Origin of the sequence: Rhodococcus koreensis (assembly GCF_900105905.1) — a bacterium.
Lineage (GTDB): Bacteria > Actinomycetota > Actinomycetes > Mycobacteriales > Mycobacteriaceae > Rhodococcus_F > Rhodococcus_F koreensis.
On the sequence record NZ_FNSV01000005.1, the window covers coordinates 2999211 to 3018222 of the forward strand.

Annotated in this window: 16 protein-coding genes and 1 pseudogene; 11 read left to right on the top strand and 6 right to left on the bottom strand. The window is 66.4% G+C overall.

Going from position 1 to position 19012, the window contains the following annotated elements; all coding sequences use genetic code 11:
- The first annotated feature begins 384 nt into the window (after positions 1–384).
- The 4 genes from BLV94_RS52115 to BLV94_RS18415 all read left to right on the top strand — a co-directional run bounded on the left by BLV94_RS52115 (position 385) and on the right by BLV94_RS18415 (position 6010).
- The gene (locus BLV94_RS52115) at positions 385–639 is read left to right on the top strand and encodes a response regulator transcription factor (RefSeq protein WP_255315019.1); all 255 of its coding nucleotides are present in this window, start codon (positions 385–387) and stop codon (positions 637–639) included.
- Between the two features lie 188 nt (positions 640–827).
- Positions 828–959, top strand: a complete 132-nt coding sequence (locus tag BLV94_RS51580; protein ID WP_255315017.1) for a hypothetical protein — start codon at positions 828–830, stop codon at positions 957–959.
- Between the two features lie 517 nt (positions 960–1476).
- Positions 1477–4839 (top strand): YncE family protein, encoded by a 3363-nt coding sequence (locus BLV94_RS18410; protein ID WP_244163630.1) that lies wholly within the window; start codon positions 1477–1479, stop codon positions 4837–4839.
- Between the two features lie 556 nt (positions 4840–5395).
- Positions 5396–6010 carry a hypothetical protein gene (locus BLV94_RS18415; RefSeq protein WP_072946838.1) on the top strand — a complete coding sequence of 205 codons (615 nt, stop codon included), beginning with the start codon at positions 5396–5398 and terminating at the stop codon, positions 6008–6010.
- Positions 6011–6158: 148 nt separating this feature from the next.
- Here BLV94_RS18415 and BLV94_RS18420 read toward each other — a convergent pair whose 3' ends face one another.
- Together BLV94_RS18420 and BLV94_RS18425 are read right to left on the bottom strand one after the other, a co-directional pair.
- Positions 6159–6686 carry an ester cyclase gene (locus BLV94_RS18420; protein ID WP_072946839.1) on the bottom strand — a complete coding sequence of 176 codons (528 nt, stop codon included), beginning with the start codon at positions 6684–6686 and terminating at the stop codon, positions 6159–6161.
- 185 nt (positions 6687–6871) lie between these two features.
- On the bottom strand, positions 6872–7159 hold the full coding sequence (locus BLV94_RS18425; RefSeq protein ID WP_072946840.1) for a nucleoside triphosphate pyrophosphohydrolase: 288 nt from the start codon (positions 7157–7159) through the stop codon (positions 6872–6874).
- Between the two features lie 149 nt (positions 7160–7308).
- Here BLV94_RS18425 and BLV94_RS18430 point away from each other — a divergent pair, with 149 nt between their 5' ends.
- The 5 genes from BLV94_RS18430 to lipA all read left to right on the top strand — a co-directional run bounded on the left by BLV94_RS18430 (position 7309) and on the right by lipA (position 13329).
- Entirely contained in the window at positions 7309–8274 is a 966-nt protein-coding gene (locus tag BLV94_RS18430; RefSeq protein WP_072946841.1) for a thiamine pyrophosphate-dependent dehydrogenase E1 component subunit alpha, read from the top strand.
- 14 nt (positions 8275–8288) lie between these two features.
- Positions 8289–9320, top strand: coding sequence for an alpha-ketoacid dehydrogenase subunit beta (locus BLV94_RS18435; protein ID WP_072946842.1), 1032 nt, complete (start codon positions 8289–8291; stop codon positions 9318–9320).
- Positions 9321–9322: 2 nt separating this feature from the next.
- On the top strand, positions 9323–10855 hold the full coding sequence (locus BLV94_RS18440) for a 2-oxo acid dehydrogenase subunit E2 (RefSeq protein WP_072946843.1): 1533 nt from the start codon (positions 9323–9325) through the stop codon (positions 10853–10855).
- 9 nt (positions 10856–10864) lie between these two features.
- Positions 10865–12274: a dihydrolipoyl dehydrogenase gene (gene lpdA / locus BLV94_RS18445; protein WP_072946844.1), complete on the top strand. Its 1410-nt coding sequence runs from the start codon at positions 10865–10867 to the stop codon at positions 12272–12274.
- Between the two features lie 71 nt (positions 12275–12345).
- Positions 12346–13329, top strand: coding sequence for a lipoyl synthase (gene lipA, locus BLV94_RS18450; RefSeq protein WP_083395606.1), 984 nt, complete (start codon positions 12346–12348; stop codon positions 13327–13329).
- A 3-nt stretch (positions 13330–13332) separates the two neighbouring features.
- Here the strand turns inward: lipA and BLV94_RS18455 are convergent, their stop codons facing one another.
- Positions 13333–14589: a GAF domain-containing protein gene (locus BLV94_RS18455; RefSeq protein ID WP_371851586.1), complete on the bottom strand. Its 1257-nt coding sequence runs from the start codon at positions 14587–14589 to the stop codon at positions 13333–13335.
- A 127-nt stretch (positions 14590–14716) separates the two neighbouring features.
- On the opposite strand from BLV94_RS18455, the pseudogene BLV94_RS18460 reads away from it, so the two are divergent.
- Both BLV94_RS18460 and BLV94_RS18465 read left to right on the top strand, forming a co-directional pair.
- Positions 14717–15497 (top strand): annotated as a pseudogene (locus BLV94_RS18460) (acetoin reductase).
- A gap of 105 nt (positions 15498–15602) precedes the next feature.
- On the top strand, positions 15603–15836 hold the full coding sequence (locus tag BLV94_RS18465) for a hypothetical protein (RefSeq protein WP_072946847.1): 234 nt from the start codon (positions 15603–15605) through the stop codon (positions 15834–15836).
- Between the two features lie 82 nt (positions 15837–15918).
- On the opposite strand, the gene katG is transcribed toward BLV94_RS18465, so the two are convergent.
- The 3 genes from katG to BLV94_RS49595 all read right to left on the bottom strand — a co-directional run bounded on the left by katG (position 15919) and on the right by BLV94_RS49595 (position 19012).
- Positions 15919–18147 carry a catalase/peroxidase HPI gene (gene katG / locus BLV94_RS18470; protein WP_072946848.1) on the bottom strand — a complete coding sequence of 743 codons (2229 nt, stop codon included), beginning with the start codon at positions 18145–18147 and terminating at the stop codon, positions 15919–15921.
- 37 nt (positions 18148–18184) lie between these two features.
- The gene (locus BLV94_RS18475) at positions 18185–18628 is read right to left on the bottom strand and encodes a Fur family transcriptional regulator (protein ID WP_072946850.1); all 444 of its coding nucleotides are present in this window, start codon (positions 18626–18628) and stop codon (positions 18185–18187) included.
- A 228-nt stretch (positions 18629–18856) separates the two neighbouring features.
- The gene (locus BLV94_RS49595; protein WP_167372170.1) at positions 18857–19012 is read right to left on the bottom strand and encodes a hypothetical protein; all 156 of its coding nucleotides are present in this window, start codon (positions 19010–19012) and stop codon (positions 18857–18859) included.

Below are 19012 nucleotides of genomic sequence, written 5' to 3' on the forward strand. Positions count from 1 at the left end.
CGTGCATTGGTCGAACATCCCTCGGACCGCCTCGCGAGGGCGAAACTCCTCCCCGCACAAGCAGAGATCGCGATCTCTGCGGGCGACCTCGACCGCGCACGCGCCACCGCGGAGGAACTTGCCGCCCTGGCGGACGGCGCCCCGCCAGCCGTCCGCGCCGCAGCAGAACAGGTTGTCGGTGCCGTCCGCCTCGCCGACGGCGACCCAGCGGGTGCTCTACCCGAGTTGCGCGGCGCCGTGCAGATCTGGGCGGACCTCGACATGCCCTACGAGGCCGCACGCAGCCACCGGCTGATCGGACTCGCGTGCGGTGCAATCGGCGACGAGGACACTGCACGACTCGAATGGGACGCCTGTCGTGCGGTGTTCGACCGCCTCGGTGCGATGCCGGATCTTCAGCGCACCGACGAACTGCTCGGGTCGGCGCCACCACCGGCACAACTCCCCGACGGTCTCAGCGCGCGAGAGGTCGAGGTGCTACGACTAGTCGCGTCCGGAATGACTAATCAAGATGTGGCAGAACACCTGTCGCTGAGCAAGAAGACCGTCGCACGGCACTTGAGCAACATCTTCGCCAAGATCGGCGTCACCTCACGCGCCGCCGCGACCGCCTACGCATACCAACACGGCCTGAACTAACCCAGTCGCGATTCATGTTCGTGCCGGAAGCAGACCGGTACTTCCTGTTGTCCGGACGGCACTCCATGTCCGATGCCTGATCGAGCGCGCCAATGGGTCGAAATGCCCATCGGGGCGGATTCGCGCGACACCGAATACAGCGAACGCCCGATGCGGTGGTGGCGACGCACGAACTAGCCTCAAACCAGTTGCCTGACAGCGAGGCAACGATGACGGACAAGGGCACCACGATGGCCGACCTCGACTTCGCGCCACGAGACATTCTCATCACGAGTCGCGCCGGAATGCGCGCAGGCAAGACGTCAGTTCCGGGGCGATGAGCCGGCCCAGCCCCGGGATGGTGCGTCCGGACTGGCAGTTCGAAGCGTCCTCATGGAGGAGGAACTCATGAATAACGACAAGCACCTCCAGCACCTCGGCGAGCTGGCGGTGGCAGTGGGCATCGGGCTTGCGGTCGGAGCGCCGGCCGGCATGGCGGTGGCAGCACCGTCCGTCGGCGACTCGTCCACGTCGTCCAGTTCCGACTCATCCGACCGGACATCGTCCGACCGGACATCGTCCGACCAGGGATCCACTGACCGATCCACTGACCGATCCACGGACAGGACCTCGTCGGACCGGACGTCATCCGGTACATCGGGTACCGACTCGGACTCGTCGAGCGACAGATCCGGATCGTCGACGACCGGCGATTCGAACACGGATTCACAATCCACGTCCGGCACGGATTCACAATCCACGTCCAGCACGGATTCGCAATCCACCTCCGGCACCGACACCCAATCCACTACGGGCACCGAATCCACGTCCTCGGACAACGACGTGAACGGGTCCGACGTGACGACTCCCGACCCCGCCACGGCACCCGACCCCACGGCACCCGACAGTTCGTCAACTGTGAGCCGCGGTGGCGTACCGGATTCGGGCACGGCAGCAGACGAGCCCGGTGCCGCGACAGCGCCGGCAGGCAGGCCTGCGGAACGAGCAGTCACCGAGCGATCGGATTCGCCGGCGTCCTCGACATCCTCGCAGGGTGACGACCGCGCACCTGCGGGCGACGCCGGTGTGCCGAACCTGTCGACAGCACCGGCAACGGATGGATCCGGCGCGGCCCTCGATGCGGCCACCGCGGTCGAGGCACCGGCAGTGCGCGAACTCGTCCCGGACTTGCCGGCAGCAGTTCCGGCAGCGATTCCGGAAGCAGTGCCGGCGACGGCTCCCGCGATCACCACGATCGACGGGACGGCAGCCCTGACGCGCGCGGTGCCCGTCACCCGTGCCGATGCGCCGCAGATCGGGACGCAGGCATTGGCCCCGTCTCTCCCCGCCCCGGCGGTGGAAGTTGCATCCAGCGTCGTGTCGAAGGTGCTCGGCGCCCTCGGGCTACGTCCGTTCCTGTCGAATGACCCACAGGTACCGATCGAGTCGCCGACGTTCTGGGCGCTGGCCGCGGCATGGTGCCGTCGACAGGAGAAGGCAGTCATCACCGACGCGAGCCGAGCGCTGGCTGCCGCCCCCGTCACGACCAGCGAGCCGATCGAATCGTTCGCCGGAGCACGAACATCCTCCGTCATGACCAGCGAGCCGATCGGATCGTTCGCCGCCGCCGCGAGCACCACATCCACCGCCGCACTCTCTGCATCCACTGCCGGGCCGACCGTCGATGTCGGTGTGCCCGACCGTGGCACCGGTGCGGTGCTCGGCTCGATCACTGCGTCGGGAAGCCAACTCGGTTACACCGTCACCACACCGCCGAGCCGCGGCACGGTCACCGTCGACACGACCGGCGGTTTCGCCTACACCCCCACCCAGGTAGAGCGCCAACGGGCCGCGCTGAACCCGGACGCCGATTACGACTCGTTCACCGTCACCGTGACCTCCGGGCAGTCCAGCACCCCGGTGACTGTGCAGGTGCCGGTGTCGGCGGCACGGATGCAGCTCGCGCAGTCCACCACTGTCGGGTCCAACCCATCGGGTGCGGTGTTCGCCGGCACCAGAACCTATGTGGCAAACCAGGGTTCGAAGAGCGTCTCCGTGCTCGACGCAAACAACGCCGTCGTCGGCTCGGTGACCGTCGGCACCTCGCCGACCGGCGTCGCGGCCAACCCGGCCGGCACCCGGGTGTATGTCACCAACAGCGGCAGCGGCAACGTCTCGGTGATCAACACGTCTACCAACACGGTCGTCGCCACCGTCAAGACCGGCACCACACCCAGCGCCGTCGCCGTCAACCCCGCCGGCACGCGCGCGTACGTCACCAACAGCGGCAGCGGCACCGTCTCGGTGATCAACACGTCTACCAACACGGTCGTCGCCACCGTCAAGACCGGCACCACGCCCAACGCCGTCGCCGTCAACCCCGCCGGCACCCGCGCGTACGTCACCAACCGCAGCAGCAACACCGTCTCGGTGATCGACACCGCCACCAACACGGTCGTCGCCACCGTCAAGACCGGCACCACGCCCAACGCCGTCGCCGTCAACCCCGCCGGCACCCGCGCGTACGTCACCAACCGCGCCAACAACACCGTCTCGGTCATCGACACCGCCACCAACACCGTCGTCGCCACCGTCGCCGTCGGTTCCCAGCCGACCGCCGTGCGCGTCACCCCCGACGGAAGCGCAGCCTATGTCGTCTCCAATCCGGACACACTGACCGTCGTCGACACGCGCACCAACACCGTCGTGTCCACCCTCTCCCTCGACTCGCCCGCCGAGTCCGGCGACCACTCCATCGCGCTCAGTGCCGACGGTTCCCGGATGCTCGTCACCGATGCGGCCGACGGGCGGGTCCGAGCCCTGACGCTCACCTACGTGAACTCCGCGCCCACAGCGACCTGGACGGCCGGCACACCTCGGGCGTCCGACGGCGCGGTCGTCGTCACCCTCGTCGACCCCAGAGACCCGGACGGCGACCCGGTGACCTTCACGAACACCGCGCCCGGGTCCGGATCGGTCCTCTCCGACGGCGTGACCTTCACCTACATCCCGACCGCCGCCGCACGCGACCTCGCCCTGCAAACACCGATTGAAGACGCCGACCACTTCACCATCGCCCTCACAGACGGCCACGCCGTGACGAACATCCCTGTCACCGTTTCCGTTTCGCCGACCCCCCTCCAGGTCGTCTTCGACGTCGAGTCGACGGAGATCACGGTGGGGTACCCGACCGACGCGGCCGTCGTCGACGACCGGCTCTACGTCGTCAGCGAGGACGGCTACGTGCGGGTCATCGACGCAGATGGGACCGTCGGGACGCCGATCGCGGTCGACTGGGCGTCGTCGAATATCGCGGCAGCCCCGGACGTGGACCGGGTGTACGTCAACAGCCCCTATACCGGCACCATCTCGGTGATCGACACGACCACCGGCACCGTCATCGAGACGATCTGGCTGCCCACCTCCCCCGACTTTCAGGGCTATTCCCTGGCGCAGGAGTTGGCCGTCAGCCCCGACGGGACGCGCCTCTACGCCAGCGGTGAGGACGGCACGGTGTCGGTGGTCGATACCGCCACGAACGCCGTCGTGGCTTCGCAGCCGCTCGGCTCCTACGGCAGCCTGGAAGTCAGTGCGGACGGCCGCTACCTGTTCGGCGCGAACGGGTCGACTGTCAGCGTCATCGACACCGAGTCCCTGAACACGGTCGGCTCCATCACGGTCGGGCCCACGTGGGACCACACCAGGACGAGCAGCGAATTCACCGACGTTTCGCACAGCCTCACCGTCGTGAACGGGAACCGGCTGTACGTCACCCAGCACGTCAGCACCGTGGAACTCGCCTCCGGCGGCTTCTCCAACGGACAGTTCATCGTCGACAACACCGGACGGCTGTGGCGCGTGACGGGCGGATACGGACTGGTCTCCGTGATCGACATCGATCCGGCGAGTGCCACGTACGGCACCACGCTCGAGAACGTGCGACTGACCGGCGACGCGCAGGACCTGGCGCAGAGCCACGACGGCAGCCGGGCATTCGTCACCGTCGGGGATGGACGAACCGTCGCGGTGATCGACACCGCCACGAACACCGTCATCGGAACCTTCGTCACCGACGAGGACGGCGCGGTCACCGGGCCCTACGGTCCGCTCCGGAACGTGCTGCTCGCGGGCGACACGCTGTACGTCACCGACTACCGCGACGGCGCGGTGTACGCAGTCTCCGGCCTGACGATCGGCGCGCCCGCCGCCCAGAGCGTGTGAACACCCGGCGGCCGAACGCCTGAATGGCCAAATGCTCAATTCTCCGCGCATGACCGCGCGCGAAACTCACACGAGCGGTGTCGATTTGGGACGGGTCACGTCGCCCCAATACGTCTTCTGGCCCGCCACCGGATGCGCGATGCCAGCACGGGGAAGTCGAGCATGTGTTCACAGAGCCGTCCCGCTCGACGGCGTCCGGAAAAAGTTCCATCGCCGTGGTTTTCGGCCCGGGGCGGTCTCGACCCGCCGGAATCCGACCAAGCCGGACTTCGTCACGACCGTGCACTGTGAGCACCCTCGGCGGCGACGGTTGGCGGTCGACCACACGGGTGCCGGTCGCTTGACGGCGCCTCGCGCGGAAGCTGAAGTTGAAGTCGAACTTCAGGCCCCGGTGGCGATAATCCCAACAGAAGGTCAAGCCCAGCAAAAATAGCGATTCAATGTCAGGCGCTGGGCGCGTAATCTACTACATGAGGCTTCTCGGCGCTTCCTAGCGCTTCTCGGTGCTACCTGCCGCCCGGTGCCGCGCCATACAAACCCGAAGATTGGAGCAGAGATGCGTATCTTGCGTGCGTTTGTAGGAGGGATCGCCGGGGCGATCATTCTGGTTCTGGGACTATCTCTTCACGCGCCCGTGCCGACTGCTCAGGCCGAGTGTCTGAGAATGCCGTACTTCACGCCGTTTGGATATGCCAACTTCGATTTCCCCCCGCGAATCGTTGCGCTGATGAACGACAACGAGATCGCGGTCGAAGGCATCACGCCGTTCGAGGCCAAGCCCGCGAAGACCGGTCTCTATCTGCCAATCGGCTCGCACACCAATTACATCGACGCATGCCAGGGCGTATACTACCCCGGCGGTCCGAGATTGATCAGCAAGACTGGGAATTCTGTTGCGGTCGAGAATATCTGGCTGCGAATGGACGGCGCCTACGGAGCTGTGACGATCAACGGAGTTCCTCAGGGCGAGAGGATGGTCGCCACCTACAACGTGGGTGAAATGATGCCGACGCTCATGACGCCCCACGGCGGCGGGATAGGACCCACATATTGGCCGTTCCGTTTCTCCCCATATTTCGCGCAGGTTTTCAACGACACCGCCGGCGCCAACCTCGTCCAGCCGGGTGAGGTGTTCGCCAACCTCGACGCCGTCGGGAAGTTTGCACCCTGATCTGACACGAATTCAGATGAAGGCCCGGATCGAGTTCGACTGCGAGATCCCCCGCGAGCACCGAGTTCGTCTCGGCCACCGCGGTTCCCGAACAGGGATTATCCGTTCGTCGACAGCTTGCGTCGGATGATCAATCCGTGATCGCGAGCTAGCGACGACGAGCGATACCGACGACACGGGTTTTGGCATTGAAGGCCGCCTTCAACGCGCGATCCGCAATCGAACCGTCGGGCGGTAGCAACTTGATCTGGCGGGCGAACTCCATTTGGTCGTAGCGCACCGTATTGGTGACGACCTTTCCGTCGGCGATGACGAAATGGTCGAATCCCTCGAATTCGATTCGCCGGCCGGTGGCGGCGACGCCGACGAAGGTGCCGACGTGCCGCCCGGTCAGGCGCCAGTGGACGAGGACGTCGTTGCCGGCCTCGGCCATCGCGACGATCTCGAAGGCGAAGTCGGAGACGGCGGCGAAGACCTGGTCGAAGTAGACGGCGATCTCGTCGCTCCCGCGACATGTCCCGGTCGGGAAGTGCACGGTGGAATCGGAGGTCCAGAAACTTCGCAGGCTGCCGACGTCCTTGGCGTTGATCCGCTCGAAAGCCCACCGGACGAGTAGCGCATTGGAGACGTCGTTCGGGGGAGGAAAAGTTGTCGAGGTCGGGCTGCGATCAGACATCTCTACTCCATGCAGGTTGACGCGAGGCAGGCTGGCACGCTGGCACGCAGCCTCGGCCCCTGCGGAACGAGACTCTGACACAACACGACCCCGGCCGACTCCAGCTGCCGGGGCCGGTCGGTTCCCATTGTCCTCCGCGCCGCTTGCGATGTCATCGATGATTCGCTTGGGGAAATACCCCCCGACTACGCGTCGGACGCGCCGCCGAGTTCGACGTGTTCGAGCCAGATTCTCCGTTCGATGCCACCGCGGGTGGCGCGTTTGCGGTCGGCCGCTTGTTTCACTTCGGCCTCGGTGATCCCCAGCGCCGCTATCAGGGCGGTGGTGACTTCGAGAAGGTCGGCGAGTTCGTCGACCCGCTCGTCCGGCGATGCGTCCTGAAGTTCTCTCGCCTCCTCCACGACCTTGGTGTGGAGGGCCGCCAGGTATTCCGGCGCACGCGGGCCGGCCCCTCGCCGCGGAAGCCGCCCCATTGCAATCCGCTGCAACCTTTAGTGCGCACGTCATATCTCCCTACATTCATGACCCGGGTTACACGAGGCACGAACCGTTCCGGCGCCGCATCGCGATCGGAGGTCGGCCCCGACGTAGCCGGCGACAACGGAGAAACCAAGGGAGTGCAATGGCGCTGAACAAGAATTCGTTACTGAGCGCGTATCGGAAGATGTCCGAGATCCGAGCGTTCGAAGACCGCCTTCACGAGGAGAACGCCACCGGCGACATTCCCGGCTTCATCCACCTGTACTCCGGTCAGGAAGCCATTGCCGTCGGCGTGTGCGAGAACCTGCAGGACAGCGATTACATCGGGTCCACCCACCGCGGTCACGGGCACTGCATCGCCAAGGGGTGCGACCTCCACGGGATGATGGCGGAGATCTTCGGGAAGGACGACGGCCTCTGCCACGGCAAGGGCGGTTCGATGCACATCGCCGACCTGTCGGTGGGCATGCTCGGCGCGAACGCCATCGTCGGCGGGGCACCCTCCCTCGCCATCGGTGCGGCGCTCAGCGCGAAGACACTGCGCAACGGCGGCGTCGCCGCCTCGTTCACCGGCGACAGCGGCTCCAACCAGGGAACGGTCTTCGAAGCCATGAACATGGCCGTCGTGCTCGACCTTCCCATCGTCTTCGTCACCGAGAACAACGGTTTCGGCGAGGCCACCGGCCGGGACTACGCCGTCGGCGCACCCAGTATCGCTTCCCGTGCGGCTTCGTTCGGCATGCCTGCCGTGACCGTCGACGGAACCGATTTCTTCGCCGTGTACGAGGCGACCCGTGAGGCCGTCGAACGTGCGCGCATGGGAGGCGGGCCGACGTCGATCGAGGCGATCGCGTACCGCTGGCACGGACACTTCGAAGGTGACGCGCAGCTGTACCGCACCGCGGATCAGGTCGCGGAACTGCGCAAGACGAAAGACCCGCTGCTGAACTTCCGCAACCACCCGGACAGCAAGAAGGTGTCCGCGAAGGAACTCGACGCGATCGACGCCGACGCGCGGGCCCGGGTCGACGACGCCGTGGCGAAGGCCCGGCAGGCCGAGTATCCGCCGTTGGCAAACCTTCTGACCGACGTCTACGTGTCGTACTGAGAGTGAGAACAGAAATGACAACGTCGAAGACGACGTACCGCGAAGCGATCAAGGCCGCGCTCGCCCAGGAGATGGAACGCGACGCGACGGTTGTGCAGATCGGTGAAGACCTACGTGGCGGTCAGGCGGGTACCAATCCGGACCTCGAGTCCGGAAAACTCGAGGCGTTCGGTGGGGTGCTGGGTGTGACGAAGGGCCTGTGGACCGAATTCGGTTCCGACCGGGTCATCGACACCCCGATCACCGAGTCCGCGATCATCGGCATGGCAGCCGGCGCCGCATTGACCGGGCTGCGTCCGGTCGCCGAACTGATGTTCATGGACTTCTTCGGAGTCTGCTACGACGCCCTGTACAACCAGGCGGCGAAGTTTCGCTACATGTTCGGCGGCAAGGCCCGCACCCCGCTCGTGGTGCGCGGCATGATCGGTGCCGGATTCTCGGCGGCGGCACAGCATTCGCAGTCCCCGTACAACGTGTTCGCCGCGGTCCCGGGCCTCAAGGTGGTGGCCCCGTCCAACGCGTATGACGCCAAAGGTCTTCTCATCCAGTCCATTCGCGATGACGACCCGGTGGTGTTCTGCGAGCACAAGACCCTGTACGACCTGAAGGGCGAGGTTCCCGACGAGCCGTACACGATCCCGTTCGGGGTCGCCAACTACACCCGGGAAGGTACGGACGTCACGATCATCGCGCTCTCGGCGATGGTGAACGCCGCCAACACGGCCGCCGACAAACTTGCCACCGAGGGCATCTCCGTCGAGGTGGTCGACCCGCGGACCGTCTCGCCCCTCGACGAGGAAGGCATCCTCGAATCCGTCGCGTCCACCGGACGGGTTGTGATCGTCGACGAGTCCGCGGCGCGTTGCGGATTCGGCCACGACGTCGCCGCACTGATCGCCACCAAGGCGTTCGGTTCGCTGAAGGCACCGATCGAACTGGTCACCCCACCGCACACCCCGGTGCCGTTCTCCCCCGTGCTCGAACAGGCATGGCTTCCCAACGCGGCGCGCATCGAGGCCGCGGTACGCAAGGTGGTGACTGCCTGACCATGAGCGACATCAAGCTGATCGAAGTTCCCAAATGGGGCCTGTCCATGGACGAGGGCACCGTCACCGCGTGGTTGATCGACGAAGGATCGCCCTTCGCAAAAGGCGATCTGATCTGCGAGATCGAGACCAGCAAGATCACCAATGAGTTGGAGGCGCCGTTCGACGGCGCACTGCGGCGCATCGTCGCCAAGCCGGGTGCCACGCTGCCGGTGGGTGCGGTCCTGGCGGTGTCGGCGGACGCGGCCGTCTCCGATGCCGATATCGAGGAGTTCCTGACCGGAATCGGAGCGGATCACGTCCCCGCGCCCGAGCCGGAGCGGGCACCGGGCGGGCAGCCCACGCCCGCAGAGCCGCGCGTGACTACTACCCCGACCGCTCCGGCGGCCCAGGAATCGGCGCGGCCATCCGGCACCACCGCCGTCCCGGATTCGCTACGGGGACAGACGAATGTCGACGTCTTCGCAACGCCGCACTCCCTGCGGTTGGCCGAGAAACTGTCGATCGACCTGGGCCGGGTGGCAGGGACCGGCCGCGACGGCCGGATCTCGGTCGCTGACGTCCACGACGCGATTCGCTCGGCAGGCGGAACCGTCGCAGAGGCACCGTCGCCGACTCGCTCAGGTGTGCCCGGACGCTCCGCCGAGGACGACGGCGCGGTCGATGCGACGCCGGTGGCACGTCGACTGGCGAAATCTCTGGGCATCAACCTGCACGACTGCCGGGCCACCGGTTCGCGGGGGCGCGTCTGCGAGGCGGACGTCCGGGAAGCCGAAAGGACGTTCCGACTGGTTCCCGAACCGACACCCACGCCCGCCGGCGGTGCGGCCACCCCGCACGCGATACCCGAGTTCGAGACGATCCCGTTCAACTCGATGCGCAAGGCGATCGGTCAGCGCCTGCAGGAATCGAAGCGCAACGCCCCACACTTCCGGCTCACCGCGGACCTCGAGATCGACAATCTCCTCGCACTCCGCACGGAGATCAACGCAACGGTGCCGGCAGTCAAGCTGTCGGTCAACGACTTCGTGGTCAAGGCCTGCGCTGCGGCGCTCCGCAAGGTCCCGGACGTCAACGTCCAGTTCGACGAAGCGGCGCAATCGGTGCTGAGATTCTCCGCCGCCGACATCTCGGTGGCCGTCGCCTTGCCGTCGGGCCTGATCACGCCCATCGTTCGCGGAGCGGAGAGCAAGAGCCTGGCCGAGATCTCCGGTGAGGTCCACACATTGGTGACCAGGGCCAAGACCGGCAAGTTGACGCCGGAGCAGTTCCAGGGCGGCACGTTCACCATCTCGAACCTCGGTATGTTCGGCGTGCGCGAATTCGACGCGATCATCAACCCACCGCAGGGCGCCATCCTCGCCGTCGGTGCGGGGCAGCAACGACCGATCGTCGTGGACGGTCGGATGGAGGTCCGTACGATGCTGACCGTCACGCTGTCGTGCGACCACCGCGTGATCGACGGCGCCCTCGGCGCGACGTTCCTGCAGGAACTGCGGCGCTTCGTCGAATCACCCGCGTTGATGCTGGTCTAGGGAGTGTTGATGACTGACAAATACGACGTTCTGGTGATCGGAAGCGGACCCGGCGGCTACGTCGCCGCCATCCGCGCCGCCCAACACGGACTCCGCACTGCGGTGATCGAACGGGACCGGCTCGGCGGAATCTGCCTGAACTGGGGTTGCATTCCCACCAAGGCCCTGCTCCACGGCGCCGACGTGGCGCACACGCTGGAGAATCTGCGCCCCCTCGGATTCTCCACCAGCGGTGTTGAATTCGACATGGCGCAACTGGTCGAGTTCAGCCGTGGGGTGTCGGGGCGGTTGTCCGACGGCATCGGGTACCTGATGAAGAAGAACGGCATCGACGTGATCAGCGGCACCGCGCGACTGGCCGGAAAGGGTGTGGTGGGTGTTCGGGAGGACGGTGACTCGGCGTCGCCGCTCACCGAGTACCGGGCCGACCACATCATCCTCGCCACGGGTGCGCGTCCCCGTTCGGTGCCCGGGGTGACACCGGACGGCGATCGGGTGTGGACCTACTTCGACGCGCTGGTACCCCGGGAACTTCCGAAGTCGCTGCTGGTCATCGGTTCCGGTGCCATCGGCGTCGAGTTCGCGAGCCTCTACCACGATTTGGGTAGTGCGGTCACCCTCGTCGAACTGGCACCGCAGATCATGCCCGTCGAGGATGCCTCGGTGGCCGGCCACGTGCGCCTGCAGTTCGAGAAGCGCGGGATCGAGATCCACACCGGCGCCTCGGTGTCCGAACTCACCGTCGGCGCGGGTTCCGTCGCCGTGACGGTGAAATGCGCGGACGGATCCCTCGAAGAACGGGTCGTGGAGCGGGTTCTGGTCGCCGCCGGCGTCCAGGGCAACGTCGAGAATCTCGGGCTCGAGGACGTCGGCGTCGAGGTGGACCGCGGGTTCGTCACCACCGACGAGTGGTGCCGCACCACCGCATTCGGGATCTACGCCATCGGCGACGTCGCCGGCGCCCCGTGCCTCGCCCACAAAGCGAGTCACGAAGGCGTGCTGTGTGTCGACAAGCTGGCGGGAGCCCCACACGTGACACCGTTGGACAAGGACTATGTCCCCGGATGCACGTACTCGAGACCCCAGGTCGCCAGCCTCGGCCTCACCGAGGACCAGGCGCGGGCAACCGGACGTTCCCTGCAGATCGGACAGTTCGATCTGCAGGCGTCCGGCAAGGCACTCGCCATCGGTGAAGCCGAAGGCTTCGTCAAGACCATCTTCGACGCCGACAGCGGTGAACTGCTGGGCGCCCACATGGTCGGGCCCGAAGTCACCGAGCAGATCCAGGGATTCGGCATCGCACGATCCCTGGAGGCCACCGGTGACGATCTCGCGGACGTGGTCTTCGCGCACCCGACGCTGTCCGAGGCCATGCACGAATCGGTCCTGTCGGCGCTCGGCCGCCCGATCAACATGTAGCGCTCCCCGCCGAACCGTGGTTGCCCTCCGGCACCGCGGTTCGGTGGGAACCACCACCCAGGAATCGACACGTGACTGCCACACCACGAACACCGTCCCGGGCCGTGCAGGCCCCGCCCGGCCGCAAGCTGCTCCGCCTCGAGATCCGAAACGCGGAGACTCCGATCGAACGCAAACCCAACTGGATCAAGACGAGAGCGAAGATGGGCCCGGAATACTCCGAGCTCGAGGGCCTCGTCACACGCGAGGGTTTGCACACCGTCTGCGAAGAAGCCGGCTGCCCCAACATCTACGAATGCTGGGAAGACCGCGAGGCGACGTTCCTCATCGGCGGTGAACAGTGCACCCGCCGCTGCGACTTCTGCCAGATCGACACCGGCAAACCCGACGACCTCGACCGCGACGAACCCCGCCGCGTCGCCGAATCCGTCCAGGCGATGGGACTGCGGTACTCCACCATCACCGGTGTCGCCCGCGACGACCTCCCCGACGGCGGCGCCTGGCTCTACGCCGAAACCGTCCGCCTGATCCACCAGCTCAACCCCGGCACCGGCGTCGAGAACCTCATCCCCGACTTTGGCGGCAAGCCGGACCTGCTCGCCGAGGTCTTCGACTCCCGTCCCGAGGTCCTCGCCCACAACGTCGAGACCGTCCCCCGCATCTTCAAGCGGATCCGCCCCGCGTTCCGCTACCAGCGCAGCCTCGGCGTGATCACCGCCGCCCGCGACTTCGGGCTGGTCACCAAGTCCAACCTGATCCTCGGCATGGGCGAGACCCCCGACGAGGTCCACCAGGCGATGGAAGACCTGCACGCCGCGGGCTGCGACATCATCACCATCACCCAGTACCTGCGCCCCTCCCCCCGCCACCACCCCGTCGAGCGGTGGGTCAAGCCCGAAGAGTTCGTCGAGCACTCCCAGGCCGCCGAGGAGATCGGGTTCGCCGGCGTCATGGCCGGACCGCTCGTCCGCTCGTCGTACCGCGCCGGCCGCCTCTACGCGCAGGCGAAAGCGATTAGGGAGAAGCCTCTTTCGCCGACCGGAGAGGCCTCCTGACACTCAACCGACCACATGCACGTCGACACCGTCGGCGAAACGGTACGGATGGGTGGACAGAACGGGGCCGAGACTTTTTCGGAGACGGGAGATCTCGGCGCGCACGGCCACCACGTGGTCGCGGTCACCGAACAACGACACGCTCAGCGACGCAGCATCGATTCCAGCGGAACCACTTTCGGTCAGCACTCGCAATATCTGCGCATGGCGCGGTGAGAGCGCCCGGGTCCAACTCGTATCGCCCCGCACCGTTGCTCGCGGGGACTCACCGAGATCGAGTTCCACTCCGATGGTCGTCGGCCTGCCTTCGCGTCGCACCAGCCAGCCGTCACCGAGCGGTTCCGGCACACACAGCCCCAACCCGGGCACCAACAGCGGCGTGCCGGGGCACGGAGGTGACACCCGGTCGGGGGCGGCGAGCCCCCGGGCGTCGGCGACCCAGCCGTGCCGGTCCACCACGAGGGCCGGACCCGCGGTTGCCCCGAGCACCGGCGACGCATGACCGCGAAGCTTCTCCAGGTTGATCGTGTGCTCCTGCCACAATGTGGCCTCGGCCAACCGCACCGCCGTCTGCACCAGCGCCACCGTCGTCGGATGAACCGACATCGCCGAGCCACTGATGTCGACGACGCCGAGCACTTCGCCACTCCGGGGATCGTGCACCGGAGAGCCCGTGCACGACCAGCCACGATGCGACCGTGCGTAATGCTCCGCCGAGAACAGTTGCACAGGAGAATCTTCCACCAACGCCGTCCCGATTGAGTTCGTACCCACCGAACTCTCGGACCATCGGGCCCCCTCCATGAATCCCAGGGCATCGGCGGCCTTCCGCAGGCCACGGGACCCTTCCCGCCACAGGACCACCCCGTCGGAGTCTGCGATCACCACGATGAAATTCGCGTCCTCCGCCACCTGAGTCAACGTGCTGCGAAGCTCCGGAAGAACCGCACGCAAAGCCGTACGCGTCCGCCGGGCTTCGACCTCGGCGCAGTCGGCCAGCACCACGTCCTCACAACTGTCGGGACTCACCCCGTCCGCTTGTAGCCGCGACCACGACCTGCCGACGATCTCGCGCGGCTGCGCCGGTGGTCGCCGACCCGACAGCACCGCGTCGTGAACTTGACTCAACAACCGTGCGTGCCGGGGAAGATCCACCCCCGAGCCGACAGCGGGAAGGCGGTGCCGAACCGAACCGGTAGTACTCACACCTCCGAGCCTACCGGGAATGTGAGCGCCGAACCAAGGCCGGGCTCGGCACATTTTCATTGGGAGAGAACGCAATCGGTTCAAAACTCGTCACAATGCAATCGGCTGCAACCCTTGAACAGTCTCGGCAGACGATGCTTGGCTCCCCTGTGAGGACGATCACATCGGAGAGGAGCTAGGAATGAGCATCGAGGGCAAAGTCGCGTTGATCACCGGCGCGGGCCAGGGCATCGGACGCGCGATCGCGTTGCGGCTGGCGTCGGACGGCGCCGACATCTCGCTCGTCGACGTCAACCCCGACCGGATCAACGCGGTGGCCGACGAGGTCCGGGCGGCGGGTTCGAAGGCCATCTCGTTGGTCGCCGACGTGACGGACCGCGATCAGGTCCGGTCCGCCGTCGACCGAACCGAGCGTGAACTGGGCGGCTTCGACATCATCGTGAACAACGCGGGCATCGCCCAGGTCGACCCGATCGCCGACGCGACACCGGAGGACCGTGTCGCGGATCCTGGCCGTCAACGTCGAAGGTGTGCTGTGGGGCATCCAGGCCGGGGCGGCCAAGTTCCGGGCGCGGGGGCACGGCGGCAAGATCATCAACGCGTCGTCGATCGCCGGCCACGAGGGATTCGCGATGCTCGGCGTGTACTCGGCGACGAAGTTCGCGGTCCGCGCACTCACCCAGGCCGCGGCGAAGGAGTACGCATCCGACGGCATTACCGTCAACGCCTACTGCCCCGGTGTCGTCGACACCGACATGTGGATCACCATCGACGAGCGCTTCTCGGCCCTCACCGGCGCGCCGAAGGGTGCGACGTTCGAGAAGTTCGTCGGCGGCATCGCCCTCGGCCGTGCACAGACACCCGAGGACGTCGCGGCGTACGTGTCGTATCTGGCCGGACCGGACTCCGACTACATGACCGGGCAGGCCGGACTGATCGACGGCGGCCTCGTGTACCGGTAGGCAGGGCGTTCCAGGCCAAGGCTGGGCGGTGGTGGTTTCGCGGGGGCAGTCGCGGGTAGACGAGGTGGTGACGCGTCAGTGAGTTCGGGATGAAAGGGGGCAGCGATGAACGTCGGCGACCTCGTCGAACGCACCGCCCGGTTACGAGCCGATCTACAAACCCTCGAACACCGGATCAAGGAGTTGACCGACGAGTTCGACTTGCTCCACAGCACAGCCGACGGCGCTTCGCGTGAAGGCGTGATCGACAGCCTCAGCGACGCCCGGCTGGACCTGAGCACCGCGGACAGGCACCTCGAGACCGCGGTGCGAAACGCCGAGAAGCTGTCGATGGCCTGACCCCGGCACCCCGCGAGCATCTGCTCGCGGGGTGCCGGGTCAGGTGACGGTTGGCCGGCCCGAAGCCGACCAACCACCGTGATCAGTCGAGGTCGAACCGGTCGAGGTTCATCACCTTGTCCCACGCGGAAACGAAGTCCTGCACGAACTTCTGCTGCGCGTCGTCGGTCGCGTAGACCTCGGCGAGGGCACGCAGTTGCGAGTTCGAACCGAACACGAGATCGACGGCTGTGGCTGTCCACTTGGCGTCGCCCGTGACGCGGTCGCTGCCCTCGTAGACGTTCTCGGCGGAGGCTGCTCCCTTCCACACCGTCCCCATGTCGAGGAGGTTGACGAAGAAGTCGTTCGTCAGCACCTCGGGCCGGTCGGTGAAGACGCCGTGCGCCGTCTGCCCGAAGTTGGCGTTCAGCGCACGGAGGCCGCCGATCAGGACCGTCAACTCCGGGGCGGTCAGGTTCAGCATGTAGGCCCGCTCGACCAGAAGTGCCTCGGCAGGCAACTTCTCTCCCGGCCGGAGGTAGTTGCGGAACCCGTCGGCCCTCGGTTCGAGCACCGCGAACGACTCGACGTCGGTCTGCTCCTGCGACGCGTCGGTGCGCCCCGGCGTGAACGGAACCGTGATGTCGTGCCCGGCGTCTTTCGCTGCCTTCTCGACCGCCGCGGCACCGGCCAGAACGATCAGATCCGCGAGCGAGACCGTCACACCGCCGGACTGCGACGAGTTGAAGTCCTGCTGGATCTGTTCGAGGGTCTGCAGAACCTTGGACAGCTCGGCCGGGCTGTTGATCTCCCAATCCTTCTGCGGCGCAAGACGGATCCGCGCCCCGTTGGCGCCGCCCCGCATGTCGGTGCCACGGAACGTGGCTGCCGACGCCCAGGCCGTGGACACCAGCTGGGAGATGGACAGCCCCGAGTCGAGGATCTTGCCCTTCAGGGCGGCGATCTCGCTGTCCCCGATCAACTGGTGATCGACAGCGGGGACCGGGTCCTGCCACAGCTGGGCCTCCGGGACCCACGGGCCGAGGTAGCGCGTGACCGGTCCCATGTCGCGGTGCAGCAGCTTGTACCACGCCTTGGCGAACGCGTCGGCGAACTCCTCCGGGTGGTCGAGCCAGCGCCGGGTGATCTTCTCGTACGCCGGGTCGATGCGCAGCGAGAGGTCCGTGGTCAGCATCGTGGGGGCGCGTCCCGCCGACGAATCGAAGGGGTCGGGAATCGTGCCCGCGCCCGCGCCGTCCTTCGCGGTCCACTGCCAGGCACCGGCGGGGCTCTTGGTCAGCTCCCACTCGTAGCCGTACAGGACCTCGAGGAAGCTGTTGTCCCACTTCGTCGGTGTAGGAGTCCACACGACCTCGAGACCGCTGGTGATCGCGTCCTTGCCGACGCCGGTGCCGTAGGCACTCTTCCAGCCCAGGCCCTGCTGCTCGATCGGGGCGGCTTCCGGCTCCGGACCGACCAGGTCGGCGTCGCCTGCACCGTGGGTCTTGCCGAACGTGTGGCCGCCGGCGATCAGCGCGGCGGTCTCCTCGTCGTTCATCGCCATGCGGGCGAACGTCTCCCGGATGTCGCGGGCGGCGGCGAGGGGATCGGGCTGGCCGTTGGGACCCTCCGGGTTCACGTAGATGAGACCCATCTGCACGGCCCCGAGCGGACCCGAGAGGTCACGATCACCGCTGTAGCGTTCGTCGCCCAGCCAGGTGTCCTCGGGACCCCAGTAGATCTCCTCGGGCTCCCAGATGTCGTCGCGTCCGAATCCGAACCCGAAGGTCTTGAATCCCATCGACTCCAGGGCGCAGTTGCCGGCGAAGACGAGGAGGTCGGACCACGAAATCTGCTTGCCGTACTTCTGTTTCACGGGCCAGAGCAACCGGCGGGCCTTGTCGAGGCTCGCGTTGTCGGGCCAGCTGTTGAGGGGCGCGAAACGCTGGGCGCCCTGACCGCCGCCGCCGCGGCCGTCGGCGATGCGGTACGTGCCTGCGGCGTGCCAGCTCATCCGGATGAAGAGGCCGCCGTAGTGGCCGAAGTCGGCAGGCCACCAGTCCTGCGAATCCGTCATCAGATCGATGACGTCGCGCTTGAGTGCTTCGACGTCGAGCTTCGCGAACTCCGCTGCGTAGTCGAAGTTCTCACCCATCGGGTTGGACTTGGACGAATGGGCGTGCAGGACCGACAACTCCGGCTGGTTCGGCCACCAGTCGCGGTTCGTCCTCGGGCGGTGCGCCGTCGGAGTGGGGGACGGGATTGCGGGGTTTTCACTTTCACTGGTGCTCTGAGTGTTTCCCTCGTGAGCGACCGGGCAGCTATCGGACACAACATTCCTTCCGGGAGAGACCAATTTGGGCTGTTGGTCAGGGTTTCGATCGAGAAGTCTGTGTTGCCGAGCAGTCGGGGCACAGACCCCAGTAGATGACCTCGGCCTCCTCGACGAGGAAACCGTTGTCGTCGGACGCGGTCAGGCAGGGCGCCTCGCCGACGGCGCAGTCGACGTCCGCGATGGCCCCACACGACCGGCAGATCACGTGGTGGTGATTGTCTCCGACCCGCGACTCGTAACGAGCCACGGAGCCGGCCGGCTGTATCCGGCGCACCAATCCCACCGCGGTCACTGCGTGCAGCACGTCGTACACGGCCTGCCGGGACACCCCGTCCAGAACCGTCCGCACAGCTCCGAAAATCGTCTCCGTATCGGCGTGCGGACGTGCGTGCACCGCCTCCAACACCGCGACCCGCGGGCGGGTCACGCGAAGCTCAGCCCCGCGCAGTAGCGCTGCGTAATCCGGCATCGACGGCACCCACTCACTATGGACTACTTTTCTGGACTCAGTAAAGAGTTTGCGGAAACAATTTGCCGTGACTTCCACTTACATACACATGATGGTCGGTGGCCGGAGAGGCACCGACAGCCTGTCAAGGAAGCTCGAGGGCGATCATTCCCGTGCGTCGACTGTGCCTGCGCGCGACTGTCCACTCGCGACGCTTCGATGCGGAATGGCCACAACGTGACTGGCGGGGTCGACCCCTCAGTACCAGTACTTACGTCCGCCCACCTTGCGGCCCAGCAGCCCGAGGAGCAGAAGGAGAAGGCCGACGGCGCCGACTATGAGGCCCGCGATCCACAAGGACGAGATCTTGACGACCAAGCCGACGACGATGAGCACCACACCGATTGCGATCAT